The organism is Actinomadura sp. WMMB 499, from assembly GCF_008824145.1.
Lineage (GTDB): Bacteria > Actinomycetota > Actinomycetes > Streptosporangiales > Streptosporangiaceae > Spirillospora.
Genome location: NZ_CP044407.1, coordinates 3,597,811 through 3,618,840, shown reverse-complemented (window position 1 = coordinate 3,618,840; position 21,030 = coordinate 3,597,811). Strand labels below are relative to the sequence as shown.

The following is a 21,030-nucleotide window of genomic DNA, read 5'->3' as shown; positions in this document are numbered from 1 at the left end:
CCCTTTTCACCCCTGAGGAAGCCCTGATGAGAAGACTCCTGCGCGCCCTGACGGGCGGCGCCGCCGCGAGCCTGACCCGCGGCGCCGCCGCGACGGCGCTCGTGCTGGCCGCCGCCGGATGCGGCGGCTCGGCGGGCGACACCGCCGGCGGATCGGGCGGCGACGGCGGCAGCGGGGGCTCGGGCGCCATCAGCGTCGCCACCGCGCGCGGGCCGGTGACGCTGGACGCGCCCGCGACCCGCGTCGTCTCGCTGGAGTGGACCTACACCGAGAACCTCCTCGCGCTCGGCGTGAACCCGATCGGCCACGCCGACCCCGACGGGTACGCGACGTGGGTCAGCGCGCCCGAGGCGAAGCTGCCCGAAGGCGTCGCCGACGTCGGCACCCGCCAGGAGCCCAGCCTGGAGAAGATCCGCGCGCTGAAGCCGGACCTGATCGTCTCCGACGAGTCGCGGCTCACCGCGAACTACGACCAGCTCGCCGACATCGCGCCCGTCCTGGCGTTCGACCCGCTCGCCGACCCGGCCCTGCGGACGATGAAGGCGAACTTCACCGAACTCGCGAAGGCCGTCGGGAAGCAGGACCAGGCCCCGGCCGTCCTGCAGAAGATCGACACGGCCGCGGCCGACCTCGAGTCGCGGCTGGAGAAGGCGGACAAGGCGGGCCTGGAGTACGTCGTCGCGCAGGCGTTCACCGCCAACGACGCCCCGCAGATCCGGATGCACACCGACAAGGCGCTCGTCGCGCAGGTGCTGGATCTCGCGGGCCTGAAGAACGGCTGGACCGGCAAGCCCGACGACTGGGGCATGACGACCGTCGGCGTCGAGGGCGTCACCCAGGTGCCGGACGACGCCACGTTCCTGTACGTCGCCCTCGACACCGACAACCCGTTCAAGGAGCAGCTCGCCGACAACCCCGTCTGGACGGGCGCCGCGTTCGTCCAGGACGACCGAGCCATCGCCCTCGACCCGGGCACCTGGTTCTACGGGGGCGTCCTGTCGAGCGTCCACATCCTCACCATGACCGGCAAGGCGCTCGGGGTCTGATGACCGCCTCGACCGGCGAGGTCAAGGCGGCTCGCCGCCCGTCCCTCGCGGCGGGCGGCGCGCTCGCGGCGGCCCTGCTGGCGGCGGCGCTGTGCGCGGTGGCCGTGCTGCACCTGACGCTGGGCGCGTCCGGCGTCGGCGTCGGCGACCTGGTCGCGTTCGCCGCCGGCGACGCCGACGCGGGCGCGGAGGCCGTCCTGCTGGGCAGCCGGCTGCCGCGCACCCTCGCCGGCCTGGCGGCGGGCGTCGCGCTCGGCGTCGCCGGAGCCCTCATCCAGGGCTCCACCCGCAACCCGCTCGGCGCCCCCGACACCCTCGGCGTCAACGCGGGCGCCTACCTCGCCGTCGCGCTGGCCGCCTACCTCGGCCTGGGGACCGGCACCCTGCTCTCCGGCGGCGCCGCGTTCCTCGGCGGCCTCACCGCCGCCGCGATCGTCTACCTGCTCACCGCCCGCGGCGTCCTCACCCCCGGACGGCTCCTCCTCGCGGGCGCCTGCGTCACCCTCGGCGGCATGGCGGGGGCCGAGTTCCTGCAGCTCGTCGATGAGCCCGCCACCCGCGGCGTCTTCATGTGGGGCAACGGGACGCTCCTGCAGTCCGGACTCGACCGGCCGCTGACGATCGGCGCCGTCATCCTTGCCGCCGCGCTCCTCGCGCCCGCCCTCGCCCGCCCGCTGGACGTCCTCGCGCTCGGCGACGACACCGCCGAGTCGCTCGGCGTCCGGGTGGCCCGCACCCGCGTGCTCTCCTGGCTCCTCGCCGTCCTGCTCGCCGCCGCCGCCGTCACCCTCACCGGCCCGATCGGCTATGTCGGCCTGATGGCCCCGGTCGCCGTCCGCCGCCTCGGCGTCCGCCGCCACCGCGCGCTCCTCCCGCTCGCCGGGCTCGGCGGCGCGCTGCTCGTCCTCGCCGGGGACGCCGCCGCGCGCCTCGCCCTCCCGCCGTCCGCCGGGTTCGGCGAACTGCCCGTCGGCGTCGTCACCGCGCTGATCGGCGGCCCGGTGTTCGTCCTGCTCGCCCGCCGCGCCCAGACCGGGGACGCCGACGCGGGCGCGGCCGTCGCGGTCACCGCGCCCGCGCGCGGCCCCCGCTACGCGGCCGTCCTGCTCGGCGGCCTGCTCGCGCTCGCCGCCGCGACGCTCGTGGGGCTGCGGATCGGCGACGTGGACGTCTCGTGGGGCCAGGTCGCCGCGTCCCTCACCGGCGCCGGGACGGAGGAGACCGACGCGGTCGTCTTCTACCGGCTGCCGCGCATCCTCGTCGCCGCGCTGGCCGGGGCCGTCCTCGCGGTCGCGGGCGCGGCCGTCCAGTCCGTGGTGCGCAACCCGCTCGCCGAGCCCGGCTTCCTCGGCGTGACCGCCGGGGCCTCCGCGGGCGCCGTGCTGCTGATCACGGTCCTGCCGGGTGCGCCCGCCGCGCTGATCCCGGTGTTCGCCGCCGCCGGGGGCGTCCTCGCGCTCGCCGTCGTCGTCGCGCTCGCCCGCGACCGCACCGGCCTCGACCCGACCCGCGTCGTCCTCGTCGGCCTCGGCGTCGCCGTCACCCTGGGCGCCCTCACGAACCTGATGGTCGTCGCCGAGCAGATGAACGTCTCGGCGGCCCTCACCTGGATGGCGGGCAGCACCTACGCGCGCGACACGACGACGCTCGGCTGGCTCGTCCTGCCCGCGCTCGCCGCCGTCCTGTTCGCGCTGTCGGCCCGTCCGGTGAACATGCTCGCGCTCGGCGACGACCTGCCCCGCGCCCTCGGGCTGAACCTCGGCCGCGCCCGCCTCCTCGCCCTGCTCGCGGGCGCGGTGCTCGCCGCGGGCGCGGCGGCGGCCGTCGGGAACGTCGGGTTCGTCGCCCTCGTCGCCCCGCACCTCGCCCGCCGCCTCGCGGGCGGCGGCACCGCCCGGCTCGTCCCGGTCGCCGCCGTGCTCGGCGCCGTCCTCGTCGTCGCCGCCGACGCCCTCGGCCGCACCCTCCTCGCGCCCGTCGAGATCCCGGTCGGGATCATGACCGCCGTCCTCGGCACGCCCTACCTGATCTGGCTGATGCGCCGCACCCCCACCGCCTGAGCGCCGACCTTGCCGGGATTTTGCCCCTTTTCGCACGTCATCGCCGGTCCTCCGGGCATGGCCTGCGGCAGACGCGAGGAGGGGTGATGGCCGACAACGTGGTCGTGGTCGGGGCCGGGATGGCCGGGCTCGCATGCGCAGTCCGGCTGCGCGAGAACGGGGTGCCCGTCCGGGTGCTGGAGGCGTCGGACGGCGTGGGCGGACGCATGCGCACCGACATCGTGGACGGGTTCCGGCTCGACCGGGGCTTCCAGGTGTTCAACACCGCGTATCCCGAGGTGCACCGCATCCTGGACCTGCCGAGCCTGCAGCTGCGGCCGTTCGCCTCCGGGGTGGTGGTTTACGACCGCGGGCGCCGCGAGCGCGTGATGCTCCCGTGGCGGCACCCCAAGTACACGCTCCGGACGCTCTTCGCGGGCATCGGCACCCCGCGCGAGAAGGCCGCGCTCGCCGCGATGACGGCCCGCGACCTCGCCGGGCCGCCGTCCCGGATCCGCGCGGCGACCGAACGCAGCACGGAGGACGAACTCCGCCAATGGGGTATCTCGGACACGATGCTCGACAAGCTGCTGCGCCCGTTCCTCGCGGCCGTCCTGCTCGAACGGGACCTCGAGACCTCCAGCCGCTACTTCCACCTGCTGTGGCGGTCGTTCGCGAGCGGCACCATCGGCGTCCCCGCGCTCGGCATGGGCGCGGTGCCCGCGCAGCTCGCCGACCGGCTCCCCGGCGGCACGATCTCGCTGGAGACGCCCGTCCAGGAGATCACCGGCGAGGGCGTGCGGACGGTCGCCGGCGAGACGATCCCGGCCCGCGCGGTCGTCGTCGCCGCGGACCCGACGGCCGCGGCGGCGCTCGTCCCCGGTATCGAGGCGCCCGCGATGCGTCCCGTCACGACCTTCTACCACGTGGCGCCCTCGTCGCCGCTGCGCGAACCCGTCCAGATCATCGACGCCGAGGGCGTCGTCGCGGACACGCTCGTCCTCACCGACGCCGCCCCCGAGTACTCGCCGGACGGCCGCGCGCTGATCTCCACGTCCGTCCTCGGCGTGCACGGGGACGGCGACGAGCCGTGGGTGCGCGACCGGCTGGAGCGGATCTACGGGCACACCAATGGGTGGCGGCACCTCGCCACCTACCCGGTCGCGGAGGCCCTCCCGGCGATGCCGCCGCCGCTCCCGCTCCGGCGGCCCGTCCGGATGGGGCGCGGCCGGTACGTGTGCGGCGACCACCGCGACACCGGCTCCATCCAGGGCGCCATGGTCTCCGGGCGCCGCGCCGCGCAGGCCGTCCTGGACGACCTGCGCGCCATCGACGTCCGCAAGCGGCTCAGGGCGATGTCAAAGCCGTGACTCGGCGGGCATGCCCGTCTCCCGGGGCTCGAACGCCCGGATCATGCCGTCCTGCGTGAAGGACGCCACGAGCCGTCCGTCCTCGGTGACGATCTGCCCGCGCACGTGGCTCATGCCTCCGCCCGCGTAGGTGCTCTCGTGGTGGTACCGGATCCAGCCGTCCCACTGGACGGGCTCGTGGAAGTGCACCGCGATGCCCATGACGGCGGTCGAGATCGTGTGGTGCGCCTGCGACGTCCCGACGCCCGCGTGGGGCCGCATCGTCGTCGAGATCGCCAGGTGGCCGGTGAAGTGCGCGAGGAGAGCGCGCCGCAGGTCGTCGCGCTCCGGGACGGTGTCGTAGCGGAGCCACGCGTCGAGGATCGGCGGCCCGACCTCGTCCGGGTCGCCGTAGTCCCGGACGTCCTCGATGCGCAGTTCGCGGCCTCGCAGGGGCATGTCGACGGGATGGGCCTTCTCCGGGCCCCCGACCGGCCGTCCCGTCCATCCGTCGTGCCGGATGACGTCCGGGCCCGGACGGTCGAGGAGCACCGTGCAGGTGACGCACGTCCGGCCGCCCTGCGCGACGGCGATCGTCGCGCTGGCGAACGAGCGCCCCTCCCGTACGGGCGTCACCGTGAACTCGAGGGGTTTCTCCGGGTCCGCGACGGCGACGAACAGCGCGTGGGCCGAACGCACGGTCCGTCCGGCGAACGCCTTCCCGGCCGCGACGACGCACTGCGCGAGGATCTGGCTGCCGTCGACGACCCGGCGGCCCCCGCCGTCGCTGCCGCCGGTGAACCCGTAGGCCCCGGCGGGCCGGACGTCGAAGATGTCGAGCATCCGCTCGAGGGACGAACCGGTCACGGCCGCACCCCCGTGAACGTGCCCGCGCCGATCGTCACGCGGACGGCGTCGAGGTCGAACGCCACGTACCCGGCGAGCCGCCCGACCTGCGGGAACGGCTCCGGGTAGGCCCACGCGATCCCCGTCCCGTCGCCCCCGGAGGCCCGCCAGTACCGGGCCTCGCCCTTGAACGGGCAGACCGTCCGGTGGCCGGTCGGCTCCAGCCGCGTGAAGTCGACGGCGTCCTCGGGGAAGTACACCGCGAGCCCGTGGTCCTGCTCGTCCACGAACAGGCAGGCGCGGCTGCGGGCCAGCAGGACGCCGTCCAGCCGCGCCGTCACGAGGTTCGTGCGGGCGAGCAGGTCGACGCGGTAGTCCGGACGCTCGTGGTACATGGACCGTGCGGCTGCCAAGGCTGCGACCTCCCTCGAACGGACGTCCCCGCATCCTCGCAGGAATCGCGGCCTTGTGGAAGGGGCGTTCTCGCTACGGAAAATGACATTATCGCGTCGTTCGCCGACCGGCCCCGGCACGCCCGGTTCCCGCCGCGCGGGAACCGGGCGTGCACGTGGTCCTACCGGCCGAACCCGTCCAGCAGCAGCCGCGCCGCCACCGTCGCCCCGTCGCCGCGGACCGTCCCGGCCACCTCCTTCGCCCGCGTCCCGGTCTCGGGCCGCAGGGCCGTCGCCAGGGCGGCCGACAGGGAAGCGGACGTCGGGACGGGACCGTCGTGCGCGGCGCCGATGCCCAGCTCCGCCACCCGCGCCGCCCACGACGGCTGGTCCGCGTACTGGGGCACCACCACCTGAGGCGCGCCCGCCCGCGCGGCCGTCGTCGTGGTGCCCGCACCGCCGTGATGCACGACGGCGGCCACCCGCCGGAACAGCGCCTGCTGGTTGACCTCGCCGACGGCGAAGCAGTCGCCCCCGCCGTCGACCGGCTCCAGGCCCGCCCAGCCGCGCCCGAGCAGCACGCGGCGGCCGTGCCCGCGCACCGCCTCGACGGCCACCCGCGCGACGTCCGAGCCGCGCATCGCGATGCTGCCGAACCCCACGTACACCGGCGGTTCGCCCGCGTCCAGGAAGGCGTCCAGTTCCTTCGGGAGCGGACGTTCGTCCGGCAGGATCCACGCGCCCGTCTGCACGAGTTCGAGTTCCGTCAGGTCGTGCCACGGACCCAGCACCGGGTCGGCCGCCAGCAGGCCCCGGTCGGTGAAGACGTAGTCGCGGACGTTGTCCACCGGCGGCAGGTCGATCGCCGCCCGATGGGTGTTGAGCGCCTCCCCGTACAAGGCGTTCACGCGCTGGGCGTCCTGCTCCCAGAGCACCTCCAGGTCCGTCTCGCCCTCCGGCGACTGGACGCCCGGCCGCGCTCCCGGTGGGAAGTGCCGCGACGGCAGCCCGAACGGATGGAAGCACGCGAACGCGTACCGGACGCCGAGCTTCTCGGCCACCGACCGCGCACCGGCCGGCAGCAGACCGGTCGCCAGCAGCACGTCGGCGCCCTCCGCCGCCCGCGCGAGCACATCGAACCGCGCCGCGACCAGCTCGGGCGCGAGCCGGAACGCGTCCTCCGGCTTCAGCGGACGGTCCCCGGCCACCACCGACCGCACCGTCCGGTCGAGCAGCGGCAGCAGCGGCACCCCCGCCCGGTCCAGCAGCGCCGCGAACTCCTCGTCCGGTGGCGCGCACACCCGCACCTCCGCCCCGAGTTCCCGCAGCCGCAGCGCGAGCGCCACCACCGGCTCGACGTCCCCGCGCGACCCCCACGTCGTCAATACGGCACGCACTTTGTGATCCCCCTTTTTCGCAGGCTGTGGGTTCGGACGACAATGGTGAGGCAACCCCCGGGTCTTGCCGCAAGCCCCGGGGTGCGCTATAAATTGAGAGTGGCAAGGAGAGCGAACTCCTTGCCTTTTGTTTTGCCGTCGACGACCGAGAACCCGACCGGGCCCCGGCGATCTCGAGTCATGAGGCCTGCTTTCCGTCCGGCAACGGCGATCCCGCTCGACGGCCGCGACCTCCACCGCACCGCAGCTCCGGCGACGGGACCGGCCAGGTGCGCGAACAGGACGCCGACCAGCCCTGAACGCTTCGCCCCGCAGTTCGGCAATTCCCAGATGTAAGGCGGTCCAGAAGCGAGGAGGGGCATGACACCCGATCCAGATGATGCGGAGTTGATCGCCCGGTCGCTCGACGGTGACGGGAACGCCTTCGTCGAGGTCGTCCGGCGGCACGAGGCGGCGGTGGGGGCCTACCTCGCCCGCCGGGCCGGCCGGGAAACGGCGGAGGACCTGCTGGGGGAGGTGTGGGTGGCCGCGCTCGGGTCCCGGGCGGCCTACGACCGCTCGTTCCGCGACGCCCGCCCGTGGCTGTTCGGCGTCGCGCACAACATCCTCCGGCGGCACTGGCGCTCCCGTCCGGCCGAGGAGCCGCAGGCGGACATGACCGGCATGGCGTCCGGCTGGGACCCGTGGGCCGCCGTGGACGGCCGCGTCGACGCCGAGTCGGTGCTGCGGAGCGCGCTGGCGCTGCTCCAGCCGCAGCAGCGGGAGATCTTGACCCTGGTGGCCTGGGAGGACCTGACCGTCGCCGACGCGGGGCGGGCGATCGGCATACCGCCGGGAACGGCGCGCCGCCGCCTGCACGAGGCGCGCAAGGCGCTGCGGGACGCGCCGGGAATGGCCGCGCTGCTGGCCGACCAGAACACGCTGAAGGAGGCCAACTGATGGTCGACGAGATGGAACTGCTGAAGAACCTGCGCGACGCCGAACCGCTGCGGCCGAGCGCATTCGAGGACGCCAGGGTCTCGCTCCGGTCGGCGATGGCACCCGAAGAGCCCGAGGTCCGCCGGAGGACCCGATGGGGCATGCGCCGGACGGTGGGCTTCGGCGCCGCCGCCCTGGTCGCCGCCGCCGCGGCGGTGACGGTGGCCCTCACGTCGGCGCCCGGCGGCACCGTCGTGGAGGCGTCCCCGGCGGCGGGCGACCCGATCCTGACCGAGCTGGCGTCGGACATCACGCCCCTGCGGCCCGAGACACGGGGCGACGCGACCCTGCAGATCGCCAACGACTCGCCGACAAGTGACGAACCGGGCGGCAAGGGCATCGGCCTCTATACCGACGACGGCACCTACTACTGGGCGAACGACAGAAAGGCCCTGCGGCAGGCAATCGTCAAGAACAGGGGAGATGACACCTTCAAGGGCGCCATTGCCGTGGCACTCTACGCCGTTAAGGGCGATATCAAGACCGCGCGCACACGAATGGCCACCGCCAACCTTCCGCAGGGCGGGGCACCGGATCTGGAGAAGGAACGAACGGAGAAGCTCAAGAGCGCCGCCGAGGAGCGGGGCGAGGAGTACGTGCCGCCGAAGCCGCTGACCCCCGAGCAGAAGGCGCAGATCACCGACAACCACATCTGGTCGAACTCCATCGACGCCCTGCTCGCGGCGCCGCAGAATCCCCAGGTCCGGGCCGGTGTCCTCCGCATCATGGCGACGATGCCGAGGGTCGAGGTCACCGAGACCACCACCGCCGGACGGCCCACGCTCACGCTGGTGGACGGCTGGCCCGCCAACGGGGGGTTCGAGGAGACGCTGATCATCGACGCGGGCACGGGCCGGCCCGTCGCCCTGACCGGCGAGGCGCCGGACGCGCCGGACAAGACGATCTACTACCACAACTCCCGGGTACGCCTCGCCGACATCAAGGCCGGCAAGTTCTGACACGCGACCACGAAGAACGCGGCCCCCGACCGCACGGTCGGGGGCCGCGTACGTGGCGGGTGTCGCCGTCGGTCAGCGCCTCACGGCGTTGAACGCGCTGACGATGCCCTCGCCGTAGAAGGAGTTCTGGCGCTTCGAGCCCTCACAGGGGTGCGTCGTCACGACCTTCTCGTACGACCCGTCCGCCTGCAGCACGTACCGGGTGTAGGTGTACGAGCCGGTGGGCGGGCACGCCTTCGCATTCGCGCTGCTGGTCAGGACCGACCGGACGACAGCCGGGTTCAGGGTGAGCCCGCCGTTGCGCCGGTCGCGCTTGCCGTACTTGCTGACGATCAGCGCCGCGACGCCCGCCGCGTGCGGCGACGCCATCGAGGTGCCCTGGATCGACTGGTAGTACCCGCACTTGCCGCCCTTGCAGCTACGCACCACCCACGGGGTGTTGGGCGTCCCGTCCGGGTTCAGCTCGCCCCGGGCGCGCGCGATCGCCTCGGGGTAGGCGGCCCAGATCCCGGCCTCGGGGTCGGCCTTCTGCTCGGCGTTGTCGTAGGTGTCGCCGCCGGGCGCCGCGACGGCGATGTAGCCGTCCCCGAAGCTCGAGTAGAACGCCTTGCGCTCGCTGACGCCGGTCGAGGAGACCGGGATGACGTGGTCGCCTTCACCCGGCAGCGAGAGGCAGCTCGCCGGGATCGTGCGCTCGTAGGGCGCCTCGCCGGGCTCGGACGCGAAGTCCGGGCTGCTCGCGTCGGTGTTCGTCTTCGTGTAGTCGATCGCCTCGTTGCCCGCGGCGGCCACCAGGGTGACGCCGTGCCGGTGCGCGAAGTTCAGCGCCCGGTTCGCCGCCTTGATGATCGTCCGCTGCTCGGCCTGGTCGGCCGGGGAGTCGGCGGGGTTGCTCGCGCAGTTGAACAGCCACGGGTCGATGTAGTAGCTCATGTTGACCACGTCGATGCCGCGCTTGCCCGCGTAGGTGAGGGCGTCCACCGTGGGCTGCAGGAAGAAGTAGCCGGAGTCCTGGCCCGCGCGCAGGTTGACGAGCGACACCTTGGGAGCGACGCCGGCCATGCCGAGACCGTTGCGCGGCGACGCGATCGTCGAGGCGACGTGGGTGCCGTGCTCGTTCTCGTCCACGTCCGCCGGGTCGTTGCACGACTTGTCCGGTTCGTCGATGCAGGGACCGTCGACCTCCGCGCCGTTGGCGTCGACGGGGATGTCGGTGGTGAAGTTCCGGCTCAGCTTCCGGTTGAAGTTGGGCGCGATGTCCGGGTGGGAGCCGTCGATGCCGGTGTCGATGACGCCGACGGTGACGCGCCGGTCACCGGGCTCGACCCTGTACGAGCCCTTGGCCGTGGCGCCGATCTGCTTCATGTCCCACTGCAGATCCGCGAGGGGCTCCTCGCCCTTCTTGCCGCGCTGGACGGCCGTGGTGCCGGTGGTCCGGTTCCGGCCCTCCTTCTCCACCGCGAACGGGTCGGTGACCTTCCCGGTCTTGGGGGCCCGGCCGATCACGCGGTTGGAGGCGGCGCCGTCCAGGGCGCCCTGCCGCCGGACCTGCTCCGCGAATCCGGCGTCGGTGGAACGCACGGTCGCGACACCGACGTCGGTGTTCTCGTGGACGATCGCGCCCCCGGCCGCCTCGACGGCGGCGCGGGCATCGGTGAGCGAGGCGCCGTCCTTGTAGAGGACGACGTACTCGGAGGCTTGGCCGGATGCCTCGTTCGGCACGGCCGAAGCTGGGACCGCCAGCGCGGTCGTCGCGGTGACGACGGCGCAGGCGGCGGTGATCAAGGTACGCCGCAACGCACAACCTCCTGGCAAAAGATGGCGATACGCCCGAAATGGGGGGAGTCAGGAGACGCTACGGCGGTGACGGTTGAGGCTTGCGTACGGATTTGTAACGAAATGGGGCAGCTTCCGTTCGGGCAGGCGAGAGCCCACGACATTCGCCCAGCGGCCGCCCGCACGTTCGTCGAAATCAGCCAATAACCGGCGGCTGAACAGGGCGAATTATGGTTACGACACGCCCGTTATCCGTTCTCGGGGGCCATCGCGGAGCCGCAGCCCGTGATCTCCGGCCACCGCGAGAGCCGTCCGGCACCCGGCGTGCGCGCCCAACGGCTCTCCGGCCCTGAGCCGATGCCATTTCGTGTGCTCTCATGGCCGCATGGATCTGGCCCACCTGACCGGCACGGAAGCCCAGCAGCGCCTCGGCGAGATCGAACCTCTGTACGCCGAGGCGTTCCCGGAATCCGACCTCGACGACTACCGGTGGCGCATGCGGCGCCAGATGGCGTCCCCCGGCTTCGAGGCGGTGACCGCCCGGCAGGCGGCCGCCCTCACCGGCTTCGTCTACGGCCTGCCGCTACCGGCCGGGACGACCTGGTGGGACGGCCTGGAGCCGGCCGCGCCCGCAGGCTTCACCACCGAGACCGGCGCCCGGACGTTCGCCGTGATCGACCTCGCGGTCCGCCGCACCCATCGAGGCCGGGGCTTGGGGCGACGCCTCCTGGACGAGTTGCTCGCCGGACGGACGGAGGAGCGGGCGACGCTCGCCACGGCGCCGCACGAGCAGGCGAACCAGGAGATGTACCGCCGGTGGGGCTGGCGTCAGGTCGGCCGAGTGCCGGGCGGTGCGAAGGAGACCCTGGCCGCGTTCGACCTCTACGCGATCGACTTGCGCGAGCCGGAGCCGACCAGTTCCACGTAGTCGGCGACGCCCGGATCCGCGCGGCGTCGCGCAGGTACGGCCTGGGTGACCTTGCGGGCGAGGCTGTTCACCATCGTGGTCCGGTGCTCGCGCGGCTGCGCCTCGTAGACGGTATGCGCGAGCCGCACGCCCTCGGTGACGTCACCCGCGCGCACATGACCGGCCGCCCGCAGCAGCGTGAGCTGGGTGCTCGTGCGCGGGTTGTCGGCGGGCAGGATCGCCAGAGCATCGGCGACCGACGTGTCCAGCCGAGCGCGGTCACCTGCATATGCGTGGACCCATGCGGCGGTGTAGTGCACCCGATCTTCAGCCCACCCATCGACGGAACGCACGTCGGTGGCCGATGCGGGCAAGGCTGAGGAAATCTCCTCGCAGGCCCGTAGATTCGCCTCTGCCTCTGGGGCACGTCCTTCCAGTGCCAGCAACTGAGCGCGGGTCGCGTGCAGGGCCGCCAGGCCTCGGCATGGGGTGCCCGCGGAGAGCTCAAGCGTTTCATTTGCCTTGCGCAGCAGCACCGTAACGGGGCGACCTTCGTAAAGGCCGTGAATGAGACGCTCCTCGCCGACCCAGAGACTCAGGTTGGTGTCGCCGGAAGAGTCCGCCGCGTGCTGGGCCGTGACCCACCACTGCCGCGCCATGTGCGGCTCGCCGAGATTGCAGAGCGTCTTGGCCATGAGCAGGGACAGGCCGCTCGTCACCCGGCACCAGGAGCCGAACAGGCGGTCGTCGCCGCGCCGCGCGGTAATCTGCTGGACCGCGACCAGGTCGACCGCCAGGTCACGCAATAGTTGCTGCGGGGGAAGCAAAAGGTAGCTGTACCCGTACTCGGCGACCGTTTCTTCCCATTCGTCGAGCTGGCTGTCCTCGCTTCGCCCCAGTGCGCGATCGACGCCGCCGTGTATGTGCTGGAGGGCTTCCACGGCCGGGGAAGCGGTGATGCCGAGGGCGGCCAGTGCCTGCAGAAGTCGACGTCGCTCCATGTCGTCGTCCTCCTTGTTCGGGACGCCGGGTTGTGGCCTCGCCCGCTCCACGCTACTCGGCCCGTCGATACGTCCTCGCGCAGTCGACGCAAGTGCGATGAGTTCCCCGTGCGCCCCAAGAGTCTCGTCCAGTTTCCGGACGAGTTCGGCCGACGGGGTTCGGCAGCCGCTGCGGATCTTCGACAGGTAACCCGCATCGAAGTGCACATCGGCCGCCAGTACGCGCAGCGATATGCCGCGCTCGATCATGAGATCCCGCATCTTCTTTGCCGAAATCCGTCATAACCGGCCCTATCTGTCGATAGTGGGTGTTGCCTGTTGCCAGCATCGGCAGGCAACAGGCAACGCCTTCCACGGTAACCGGATTCGCATTTTCATGGCCGTGAAAACAAAAGCGGCCCCGGCCTGGTGCAGCCACACCAGGAGCGCCGGGGCCTCGGCCGGAAAGTAGGTCCGACCTGTGGCGAATGGTACGACTTCTCGTGAGCCGCTCGCAGCGCTTGGCGCGTACTTGGGTGCCCGGCGCTTGGAGGTCGAGCTGACGGCGCGCGGGCTGCGCGTCTCGAACCCGGACGCGTCGGGCTGCTGCGACGCGGCGTCCGTCCCGTCCGATGTGATCACCTGCCGTCCCCGTCCGGACGACGGCGGACGGCTGTGGTTCTGGACGTCGTGGAACGAGCCGATCGCCGAGGCCGACCGGGTGGTGGACGCGACGACGTTCGTCCTCGGGTACCTGGCCGAGCGCGGGGAGTCGGGTCGATGAGCGCGCCGTGGACGCCCGAACGCATCGCGGCCGAGGTGGCGCGGCGGTATCCGGGCACGTGCGCGTGGCTGGGCCGGCACACCGGGAGCTGGTGGGCGTGCGCCCGCGACCGCACGGGCCGCCACCGCCTGGTCGAGGCGCCCACGCCTGCCGCGCTGGTCCACCGCCTGGACGAACTGGGGGTGCGGCGCGCGGATGCCGTGCACGAGCCGAGGCCGCCGCGTGTCGCGGTGGTGCCGCCGCCGTCGCGTCCGCGCGGGAGACCCGCGCCGCCGGTGCGCCGCCGTCCGGCGCGCCTGCGTCGGGGATGGCTGCGGGCCGCACTCGACGTGCTCGTGACCCCCTGATACCGGGCGGCGCGGCGGCTCCCTCCCGTCCACCGCGCCGCCCCTCCGACCCCCGCGCCCCCGAGACGCGCCACTCGGGGGCTCGGCACCAACCACCCGGCGCGCAGTGAGGAGTGCACATGACCGTCACCATCGAGCGGACGGACGAGACCGTCCGCGATCCTCGTGAGCTGGACTCCCTGGAGATGTTCGAGCTCATGGTCGAAGACGTCGTCACCTTCGACAAGGTGACCCGGCCCTATGCAGAGCAGGGCGTGGAGCAGTTCCTCGTGTTCATGAAGGCATGGGGCGACGCCCTTCGCGTGGTCGGCGGCGACCCGTCCAGGTGGGTCAAGTTCGCGCCGTCCCCGGCCGTGGACAAGGTGTGGCACCGGTCGATGATGCGGACCCGCAACTTCGCCGCCGTCTGCGACCGGGGCGCAGGCCGGTACATGCACCACGTGCCGGTCATGGACGAGGACGTCCGGTCCGGCGCGGCGTCGGAGCGGGCCATCTCGGCGATGCGGGCCACCGGGTACCGGGTCGACCTGGAATGGTGGACGGACGGCGAGACCTGCTGTCCGGAGAACTGCACGACGCCGCCGGTCACCGCCTGAGCCGACGAGGGGGACGATCGTGCGCATCGACTGGAGCGCGTTGCCGGACGAGGTTCGCGAGGGCGTTGAGGCGCAGACCGGAGGGATTCGACGCATCGAGGCTGCGCCCGCCGGTAACCACGCGGACATCGCCTCCACGCTGTACACCGTGGACGGACGCGTGTTCGTCAAGGCCGCGCGGAAGGAACCGGACGGCGACGGCCCCGAGGTCAAGTCGCTGCGCTGGGAAGCCGCGATCAACCCCCACGTCGCCGAGCACGCTCCCCGCCTCCACTGGACCGTGGAGGCGGGGGGCTGGCTCGTTCTCGGCTTCGAGCACGTCGAGGCGCGGCACGCCGACTACCGGCCCGGTTCGCCCGACTTGGAGGCGCTTGCGAAGGTCGTGGACGCCCTCCAGGCCATGCCGTGCCCGGACGTGCTCGATCGCAGGCGCGTCGATCGTCCCGGCGTGCCCTCGTGGGCGGGCGACACGCTGCTGCACTGCGACCTCAACCCGGCGAACCTGCTGATCGCGGACGACGGGACGGTGCGCGTCGTCGATTGGGCGTTCGTCTCTCGCGGTGCGGCCTTCATCGAACTCGCCCGGCTGATCCCGTGGCTGTTGAAGGCGGGACACGAGCCCGCGCGGGCGGAGGATTGGGTGGCACGCTTCCCGTCCTGGAGTGGCACCGAACCGGCGCACATCGACCAGTACGCGCGGGCCTTCGCCGACAGGTGGCGGAAGAACACCGAGACGAACCGCGCCCAGTGGGCCTTGGAGCACGCCGCAGCCGCCCGACGGTGGGCCGAGCACCGGGCATCGTGAGCGTTGGAGGCACTCGGCGGTCCTGCGGCGCTGGCGCGGTCATCTGTGCGCCGGCCTACCTGCTCATCTCAGCATTCGAGAACGTATCCGCTGCCTCTGGACGGTCGGCGGAACGGCCTCGGTCATGCGGCCGAGGTGTGCCCGTCACCGGACGCCGTGTCAGGGCCGGGGGTGTGGTGCGGCGTGAACACGAAGGTGGAGTCTCCGTCGTCCAGTTGGATGGTCAGGGATGCGTCCAGCGCGCCGGCGAGTCGGGTGAGCAGGGGCAGAGTGGGGACCGAGTCGCCGCCCTCGATATTGGAGATCTGCGGTTGCGTCATGCCCGCGCGGCGAGCCAGCTCGGCTTGGGAGAGGTCGAGCGTAAGGCGCCGGTCGTGGACGGCCTGGCCGAGCGCGAGGGCATGTCCGGCCTCGATGTAGGCGGGGGACTCTTCGACCGTTTCGCCCAGGAGTTTCTTGGTTCGGCGAGTCTTCCACTGGGTGTGGTTCACGGTGTGTCCTCCTTGCTCCGGTCGTAGGTGTGCTCGGCGGGATCGTGCTCGGCTTCGCATACCTTCTGCGCCTGCCGGGCTCGTTCGATCTCCGCCTCCTCGCGCTGCCGGGTCTTGTGGAACACGGTTAGCAGCACGATTCGTTGCCGCGGGGCGAGCCAGTAGGTGATGCGGACGGAGTTGCCGTCCAAGACGAAGCGTAACTCCCGGACCTTGCCGCCGAGGTGGCGCGAGTACGGTTCGCCGAGCGTGGTCGGCTGGGACGCGAGCATGTCGGCCGCCCGTTCGGCCTTGTCGTAGTGCCGGTCGGTGAGGAGTTCCAACCACTGCCGAACCTCCGGCTCGATCTCAATCCGCCACAAGTGCTCACGCTCCGATTATACAAGGAAGCATATAAGTTGGTACGCCGCAGCCGCCCAACGGTGGGCCGAGCACCGGGCGGACCGGCGGTGAGCGGGGGTGGTCACTCGGCGGTGTGGTCGAGGATGGCGGTCGTCAGGTGGTCGTGGGTTTCGGGTGGGAGGGTGTGGCCCAGGCCCGGGACGGTCAGCAGGCGGGCGCCGGGGATGCGGTCGGCGATGATCGCGCCGTGGCCCGGCTTGACGGGTTCGTGGTCGCCCTCGATGACGAGCGTGGGCGCGGTCACGCGGTGCAGGACGTCGACGGGTTCGAAGTCGGGGTTGGCCGCGGCGGCGAGGCGGTGGTTCGCGGCGGCGGACAGATCGCGGGCGCGGTCGTGGACGCGTTCCTGCAGGCGGCGTGCGGCGTCCTCGTCGAAGGGCAGCCCGGTGCCGTGCAGGACGCGCTGTTCGGCGATCATGCCGTCGATGCGGGCGCGGCGGTCCTGCGGTGGTGGGGCGGTCATCTGCGCCTGGAAGTAGGACACGAACTCCGGGGTGGGCTCGGGCAGGCTCCCCGGGGGCTGCGGCTGGTTGGTGAGGGCCCGCACGAGCACCTCGCCCTCGCCGCCGCCGAGGGGGGAGGACGCGATGACGGTCAGTGAGCGGACGCGGTCCGGGCGTTCGACCGCGATGAGCTGGGCGAGCAGGCCGCCCGCCGAATGCCCGACCAGGTGGGCGCTCTCCAGGCCGTGGGCGTCCATCACGCGGTGGACGTCGTTCTTGATGTCGTCCCACGTGTACGGGTCCGCCGCGAAGTCGACGGTGTCGGACATGCCGGTGTCGCGGTGGTCGTAGCGGATCACCCGGCGGCCCCCGGCGGCCAGGAGGCCGACGAACTCGTCCGGCCACAGGACGCCCTGCGACATCGACCCCATGATCAGCAGGATCGGCGCGCCGGTCGCGGCGCCGAACTCCTCGCTCCAGATGTTCACGTCTCGCATGCCTCAGAGCATGCCGTGAACGGGTACGGGTGCCTTCCGTAGGACTACTGGGCCTCACTCCGGGAGGGTGAGGATCTCGGCGCCGTCGTCGGTGATGGCGATCGTGTGCTCGCTGTGGGCCGTCCGGCAGCCGGTGGCGCTGCGGAGGGTCCAGCCGTCGGCGTCGGTGACGAGTTCGGCGGTGTCCTGCATGATCCAGGGCTCGAGGGCCAGCAGGAGCCCGGGGCGCAGCTTGTACCCGCGTCCGGGGCGGCCCTTGTTCGGGACGTGCGGGTCCTGGTGCATCGTCGAGCCGACGCCGTGACCGCCGAACTCGGTGCTGATCTGGTATCCCGCCTCGCCGAGGACCGTGCCGATGGCGTGCGAGACGTCGCCGATGCGGACGCCCGGTCCGGCGGCGGCGATCCCCGCGCTCAGCGCGCGCTCGGTCGCGTCGATCATCGCGACGTCGTCCGGCGCGGGCGCCGCGTCGCCCACGAGGAAGCTGATCGCGGAGTCGGCGACGACGCCGCCGAGGGAGACCGCGAGGTCGAGCGTCAGCAGGTCGCCGTCGGCGAGCGCGTAGTCGTACGGCTTCCCGTGCAGGACGGCGTCGTTGACGGAGGTGCAGATGTAGTGGCCGAATGGTCCGCGCCCGAAGGACGGCTCGTAGTCGACGTAGCAGGACTCCGCACCGGCACCGGTGATCATCTCCCGGGTCCAGCCGTCGATCTCTAGGAGGTTCGTGCCGACCGCGCTTCGGCTCTTCATCGTCTGCAGGATGGCGGCGACCAGGGCGCCCGCCTCCTTGGCCCGGGGCAGTTCGGTGGGGTTCAGGATCTCGATCACGGGGGGCGTCCCTACTCGTGCGGCCAATAACTATCCCGGCCATACTATCCCGGTATTAGAATCGGCGGCATGGTCAGGTTGCCGCTCACTCCCGAAGAGGTCGAGCGCGGACAGCGCCTCGGCGCTCTCCTGCGACGTGCCAGGGGAGAGAGATCGATGCTCAGTACCGCGTTGGACGCGGGCGTCTCGCCGGAGACCCTCCGGAAGATCGAGTCCGGTCGCGTGGCCACCCCCGCCTTCCCGACCATCGCCGCGATCGTCGGCGTCCTCGGCCTCTCCCTCGACGCCGTGTGGTCGGAGATCAACCGGACGGAGGACGAACTCGCCGGTTCGGGCCCGGACGCGCGCCTGGCGTCCTAGGCGTCCCCGGCCCGGACCACCAGGCGCGCCAGGTCGGTGCGGGAGCCGATGCCGAGTTTCGGGTAGATCTTGTACAGGTGGTACTCGACCGTGCGGGGGCTGAGGAACAGGCGCGCGGCGATCTGCTTGCTCGACAGGCCGTCGGCGACCAGGCCCGCGATGCGCAGCTCCTGCGGGGTCAGCGCGTCCAGGACGGCCGGGGGCGGGGCCTGCGGGTGCTCGCCCGCCGCCCGCAGCTCGTCCCGCGCGCGCCGCGCCCAGGGGTGCGCGCCCGCGGCGTCGAACGTCTCCCGCGCCGCCCGCAGGTGCGCCCGCGCCTCGCCCGGACGGTGCGTCCGGCGCAGCCGCTCGCCCAGCAGGAGCGCCGTGCGGGCTGCCTCGAACGGGTTGGTGTGCAGGCGCAGCGCGTCGGCGAAGGCGTCCTCGGACGCGTCGACGAGGCCCCGGCAGCGGGCGAGCAGGGCCGCGGACTCGGGCGGCGGGGCGTGCGCCGCCAGGCGTTCGTAACTGGCCAGGACGGTCCGGGCGGCGGCGTCGTCGCCCGTGCCCACGGCGGCCTCCACGCGGTCCGGGGCCGACCGCTGCACGACGGTCGGGTGCCCGGCGCCCGGTCCGGCCGCGGCGAGGGCCGTGAACCGGTCGTGCGCCGACGCGTACCGGCCCAGGCACAGGTCGAGCAGCGCGGACGCGTACGCGGCCTTCCCCGCGTGCAGCCCCACCCGGTGCGGCAGGGCGATGGCCAGCGCGTCGCGCGCGTGCCGCTCGCAGGTCTCCTCGTCGCCGCGCAGGGCCGCGACCAGCGCCAGGTTGGCCAGGTGGGCGGCCACGGTGTTGGCGTACCCGGCCTCCCGCGCGAGCGCGAGCCCCTCCTCGGCGACGGCCCGGCTGCGCGCGAGGCGTCCGGCGAAGCGTTCGGCGGTCGCCGCGAACTCCAGCACGACGGGCAGTTGCCCGGCCATCCCCGACATCCGGGCCACCCGCTCGGCCTTGGCGGCCATCTCGGCGGCCCGGTCCCACTCGCGCAGGGCGCTGGCGGCGGCGGACGCCCACAGGTGCTCGGCTGCGTCCCGCAGGTCGTCCGTCCGGGCGAGTGCCCGCCGCAGCAGGCCGGGCCCGGCGTCGTCGCCGTCCAGGGTGAGGCCGATACCGGCGACGGTGTCCCGCAGGAACCCCTCCGGGTGGGCGGCGGCGCGGCGGGCGAGGTCGATGACGGCCGCGGTGTCGCCGACGTAGGAGGCCGCCTCGACGGCGTCGGCCAGCATGTCCAGGTCGTCGCCCGCCGCCAGGATCCGGACGGCTTCGGCGGCGCTGCCCGAGGTCAGCTCGAACCTGCCGCGGAGCCGGGCCAGCTCCATGCCGAGGGCCGCGTCCCCGCCCGCGAGGTCGCGCGCCTCGGCCAGCAGCGACTCCGCCCGCCCCGGCCGCCCGCCGAGCCAGGCCGCGACGGCGGCGTCCTTCAGCCGGACGGCGCGGGCGTGCGGCTCCGGGGTCAGCTCGGCGGCGCGGGCCAGCGCGGTGGCGGCCGTGCCGTAACCGCCGCGGTCGCGGGCCCGCGCGGCGGCGTCCGCCAGCGCGGCGGCGACCCGCTCGTCCCGCCCGAGGGCGGCCCCGGCCAGGTGCCGGGCACGGCGGTCGCCGTCGGTCAGCTCCGCCAGGACGGCGTGTACCCGGCGGACGTCGGCGGGTGCGGCCGCCTCCAGAACCGCGGACCGGACGAGCGGATGCCGGAAGCGCACGCGCGTCCCCGACACCCCGGCCAGTCCGGCCCCTTCCAGTTCGGCCAGTGCGGCGCGGGGCCCGGGCGGTTCGGCGAGCAACCGGTCCGCCGCGTGCAGGACGTGGTCGAGTTCGGGCTCCAGCGCGGCGACCAGGGCGACCAGTCGGGCGGGCGCGGACAGCGCGGCCACCCGGCCGCCGAAGAGGCGGGCGCCGCCGGGCGGCGGGTCGGGCAGCGGGGCCCGCCCGGCGAGCTGCGCGGGCGTCAGGTGCGCGGCGATCTCGACCAGGGCGAGCGGGTTCGCGCCGGTCAGCGCCGCGAGCTCGCGCGCCACCCGGGCGTCCAGGCCGCCGTGCCGGGACTCCAGCAGCTCCGCCGCCGCCGGCTCCGGCAGTCCGCGCACGTCCACGGCCGGGACGCCCGTGACCGGGGCGTCGCCGCGGACGGCGAGCAGCATCGCGATCCGTTCCGTCCCCAGCCGCCGGGCGGCGAACAGCAGCGCGTCGGCCGAAGCCCGGTCGACCCACTGGAAGTCGTCGACGACGCAGATCAGCCCGTCCGGCGCGGCGGCCTCGGCCAGTAGCGAGAACACTCCGGCGCCGAGTAGGAAACGGTCTCCGGCACTGCCCGGGGCGAGGCCCAGGGCGGCGCTCACGGCGTCGCGCTGCGGCTCGGGCAGCGCGCCGAGCGAGCCGGTCACCGGCCAGAGGATCTGGTGCAGCGCCGCGAACGCGAGGTCGGACTCGGCCTCCGCGCCGGTGGTGCGCAGCACGCGCATCGCGCCGCCCCGTCCGGCCGCCGCGTCGAGCAGCGCGGTCTTGCCCGCGCCCGCCTCGCCCCGCAACACCACCGCGCCGCCGGAGCCGTCGCGGGCCCGCCCGATCACCTCGTCGAGCGCCTCGACCTCCGCTGACCTGCCGTAGAGCACGGGCACCAACTTTATGCCGGACGGCCCGCCCGCCGCGGCGCCGCCTCCCGGAGGCGCTCGAAGTCCCGCCACACGGCGTGACCCGTGCCCGGTGGCGCGCCTCGATCTCCGCTGACCTGCCGTGGTACGAACGGCCGGGTTGGGCGCGGTCCGGACGATCGCC

Annotated in this window: 21 protein-coding genes; 11 read left to right on the top strand and 10 right to left on the bottom strand. The window is 73.2% G+C overall.

The window, feature by feature from the left end; translation table 11 throughout:
- The first annotated feature begins 26 nt into the window (after window positions 1-26).
- The 3 genes from F7P10_RS15720 to F7P10_RS15710 all read left to right on the top strand — a co-directional run bounded on the left by F7P10_RS15720 (window position 27) and on the right by F7P10_RS15710 (window position 4,455).
- Window positions 27-1,046, top strand: a complete 1,020-nt coding sequence (locus F7P10_RS15720; RefSeq protein WP_151010031.1) for an ABC transporter substrate-binding protein — start codon at window positions 27-29, stop codon at window positions 1,044-1,046.
- Entirely contained in the window at window positions 1,046-3,106 is a 2,061-nt protein-coding gene (locus tag F7P10_RS15715) for an iron ABC transporter permease (protein WP_151010030.1), read from the top strand. The genes F7P10_RS15720 and F7P10_RS15715 overlap by 1 nt, the downstream gene beginning before the upstream one ends.
- A gap of 86 nt (window positions 3,107-3,192) precedes the next feature.
- Window positions 3,193-4,455: an NAD(P)/FAD-dependent oxidoreductase gene (locus F7P10_RS15710; protein ID WP_151010029.1), complete on the top strand. Its 1,263-nt coding sequence runs from the start codon at window positions 3,193-3,195 to the stop codon at window positions 4,453-4,455.
- Here F7P10_RS15710 and F7P10_RS15705 read toward each other — a convergent pair.
- The 3 genes from F7P10_RS15705 to F7P10_RS15695 form a co-directional block, all read right to left on the bottom strand.
- Window positions 4,444-5,301, bottom strand: a complete 858-nt coding sequence (locus tag F7P10_RS15705) for an acyl-CoA thioesterase II (RefSeq protein ID WP_218040529.1) — start codon at window positions 5,299-5,301, stop codon at window positions 4,444-4,446. The genes F7P10_RS15710 and F7P10_RS15705 overlap by 12 nt on opposite strands.
- The gene (locus tag F7P10_RS15700) at window positions 5,298-5,693 is read right to left on the bottom strand and encodes a DUF427 domain-containing protein (protein WP_151010028.1); all 396 of its coding nucleotides are present in this window, start codon (window positions 5,691-5,693) and stop codon (window positions 5,298-5,300) included. The genes F7P10_RS15705 and F7P10_RS15700 overlap by 4 nt, the downstream gene beginning before the upstream one ends.
- Before the next feature lie 161 nt (window positions 5,694-5,854).
- Window positions 5,855-7,069: a glycosyltransferase gene (locus F7P10_RS15695; protein ID WP_151010027.1), complete on the bottom strand. Its 1,215-nt coding sequence runs from the start codon at window positions 7,067-7,069 to the stop codon at window positions 5,855-5,857.
- A 360-nt stretch (window positions 7,070-7,429) separates the two neighbouring features.
- Between F7P10_RS15695 and F7P10_RS15690 the strand changes: the two genes are divergently transcribed.
- Both F7P10_RS15690 and F7P10_RS15685 read left to right on the top strand, forming a co-directional pair.
- Window positions 7,430-8,008: an RNA polymerase sigma factor gene (locus tag F7P10_RS15690; protein WP_151010026.1), complete on the top strand. Its 579-nt coding sequence runs from the start codon at window positions 7,430-7,432 to the stop codon at window positions 8,006-8,008.
- On the top strand, window positions 8,008-9,006 hold the full coding sequence (locus F7P10_RS15685) for a hypothetical protein (RefSeq protein ID WP_151010025.1): 999 nt from the start codon (window positions 8,008-8,010) through the stop codon (window positions 9,004-9,006). Before F7P10_RS15690 ends, F7P10_RS15685 begins: the two co-directional genes overlap by 1 nt.
- A gap of 72 nt (window positions 9,007-9,078) precedes the next feature.
- On the opposite strand, the gene F7P10_RS15680 is transcribed toward F7P10_RS15685, so the two are convergent.
- A complete protein-coding gene (locus tag F7P10_RS15680; RefSeq protein ID WP_151010024.1) occupies window positions 9,079-10,803 on the bottom strand; it encodes a S8 family serine peptidase in 1,725 nt (574 codons plus the stop codon).
- Between the two features lie 364 nt (window positions 10,804-11,167).
- On the opposite strand from F7P10_RS15680, the gene F7P10_RS15675 reads away from it, so the two are divergent.
- Window positions 11,168-11,710, top strand: coding sequence for a GNAT family N-acetyltransferase (locus F7P10_RS15675; RefSeq protein WP_151010023.1), 543 nt, complete (start codon window positions 11,168-11,170; stop codon window positions 11,708-11,710).
- Here F7P10_RS15675 and F7P10_RS15670 read toward each other — a convergent pair.
- Window positions 11,665-12,939 carry a helix-turn-helix transcriptional regulator gene (locus F7P10_RS15670; RefSeq protein ID WP_151010022.1) on the bottom strand — a complete coding sequence of 425 codons (1,275 nt, stop codon included), beginning with the start codon at window positions 12,937-12,939 and terminating at the stop codon, window positions 11,665-11,667. The genes F7P10_RS15675 and F7P10_RS15670 overlap by 46 nt on opposite strands.
- A gap of 277 nt (window positions 12,940-13,216) precedes the next feature.
- Between F7P10_RS15670 and F7P10_RS15665 the strand changes: the two genes are divergently transcribed.
- The 4 genes from F7P10_RS15665 to F7P10_RS15650 all read left to right on the top strand — a co-directional run bounded on the left by F7P10_RS15665 (window position 13,217) and on the right by F7P10_RS15650 (window position 15,201).
- The gene (locus F7P10_RS15665) at window positions 13,217-13,453 is read left to right on the top strand and encodes a hypothetical protein (protein WP_151010021.1); all 237 of its coding nucleotides are present in this window, start codon (window positions 13,217-13,219) and stop codon (window positions 13,451-13,453) included.
- Complete coding sequence (locus F7P10_RS15660) at window positions 13,450-13,800, top strand: hypothetical protein (RefSeq protein ID WP_176611485.1); 351 nt, start codon at window positions 13,450-13,452, stop codon at window positions 13,798-13,800. Before F7P10_RS15665 ends, F7P10_RS15660 begins: the two co-directional genes overlap by 4 nt.
- Window positions 13,801-13,919: 119 nt before the next feature.
- Window positions 13,920-14,396, top strand: coding sequence for a hypothetical protein (locus F7P10_RS15655; protein WP_151010019.1), 477 nt, complete (start codon window positions 13,920-13,922; stop codon window positions 14,394-14,396).
- Window positions 14,397-14,415: 19 nt separating this feature from the next.
- The gene (locus F7P10_RS15650; protein WP_151010018.1) at window positions 14,416-15,201 is read left to right on the top strand and encodes a phosphotransferase family protein; all 786 of its coding nucleotides are present in this window, start codon (window positions 14,416-14,418) and stop codon (window positions 15,199-15,201) included.
- A gap of 122 nt (window positions 15,202-15,323) precedes the next feature.
- Here F7P10_RS15650 and F7P10_RS15645 read toward each other — a convergent pair whose 3' ends face one another.
- From F7P10_RS15645 to map, 4 genes are all read right to left on the bottom strand, one after another.
- A complete protein-coding gene (locus F7P10_RS15645) occupies window positions 15,324-15,692 on the bottom strand; it encodes a helix-turn-helix domain-containing protein (RefSeq protein ID WP_151010017.1) in 369 nt (122 codons plus the stop codon).
- Window positions 15,689-16,054 carry a type II toxin-antitoxin system RelE/ParE family toxin gene (locus F7P10_RS15640; RefSeq protein ID WP_151010016.1) on the bottom strand — a complete coding sequence of 122 codons (366 nt, stop codon included), beginning with the start codon at window positions 16,052-16,054 and terminating at the stop codon, window positions 15,689-15,691. The genes F7P10_RS15645 and F7P10_RS15640 overlap by 4 nt, the downstream gene beginning before the upstream one ends.
- Window positions 16,055-16,155: 101 nt before the next feature.
- Window positions 16,156-17,034 (bottom strand): alpha/beta fold hydrolase, encoded by an 879-nt coding sequence (locus F7P10_RS15635; protein WP_151010015.1) that lies wholly within the window; start codon window positions 17,032-17,034, stop codon window positions 16,156-16,158.
- 54 nt (window positions 17,035-17,088) lie between these two features.
- The gene (gene map, locus F7P10_RS15630; RefSeq protein ID WP_151010014.1) at window positions 17,089-17,862 is read right to left on the bottom strand and encodes a type I methionyl aminopeptidase; all 774 of its coding nucleotides are present in this window, start codon (window positions 17,860-17,862) and stop codon (window positions 17,089-17,091) included.
- Window positions 17,863-17,931: 69 nt separating this feature from the next.
- On the opposite strand from map, the gene F7P10_RS15625 reads away from it, so the two are divergent.
- Window positions 17,932-18,222 carry a helix-turn-helix transcriptional regulator gene (locus F7P10_RS15625; RefSeq protein WP_151010013.1) on the top strand — a complete coding sequence of 97 codons (291 nt, stop codon included), beginning with the start codon at window positions 17,932-17,934 and terminating at the stop codon, window positions 18,220-18,222.
- Here the strand turns inward: F7P10_RS15625 and F7P10_RS15620 are convergent.
- Complete coding sequence (locus F7P10_RS15620; protein WP_151010012.1) at window positions 18,219-20,867, bottom strand: AAA family ATPase; 2,649 nt, start codon at window positions 20,865-20,867, stop codon at window positions 18,219-18,221. The genes F7P10_RS15625 and F7P10_RS15620 overlap by 4 nt on opposite strands.
- Window positions 20,868-21,030 lie beyond the last annotated feature (163 nt).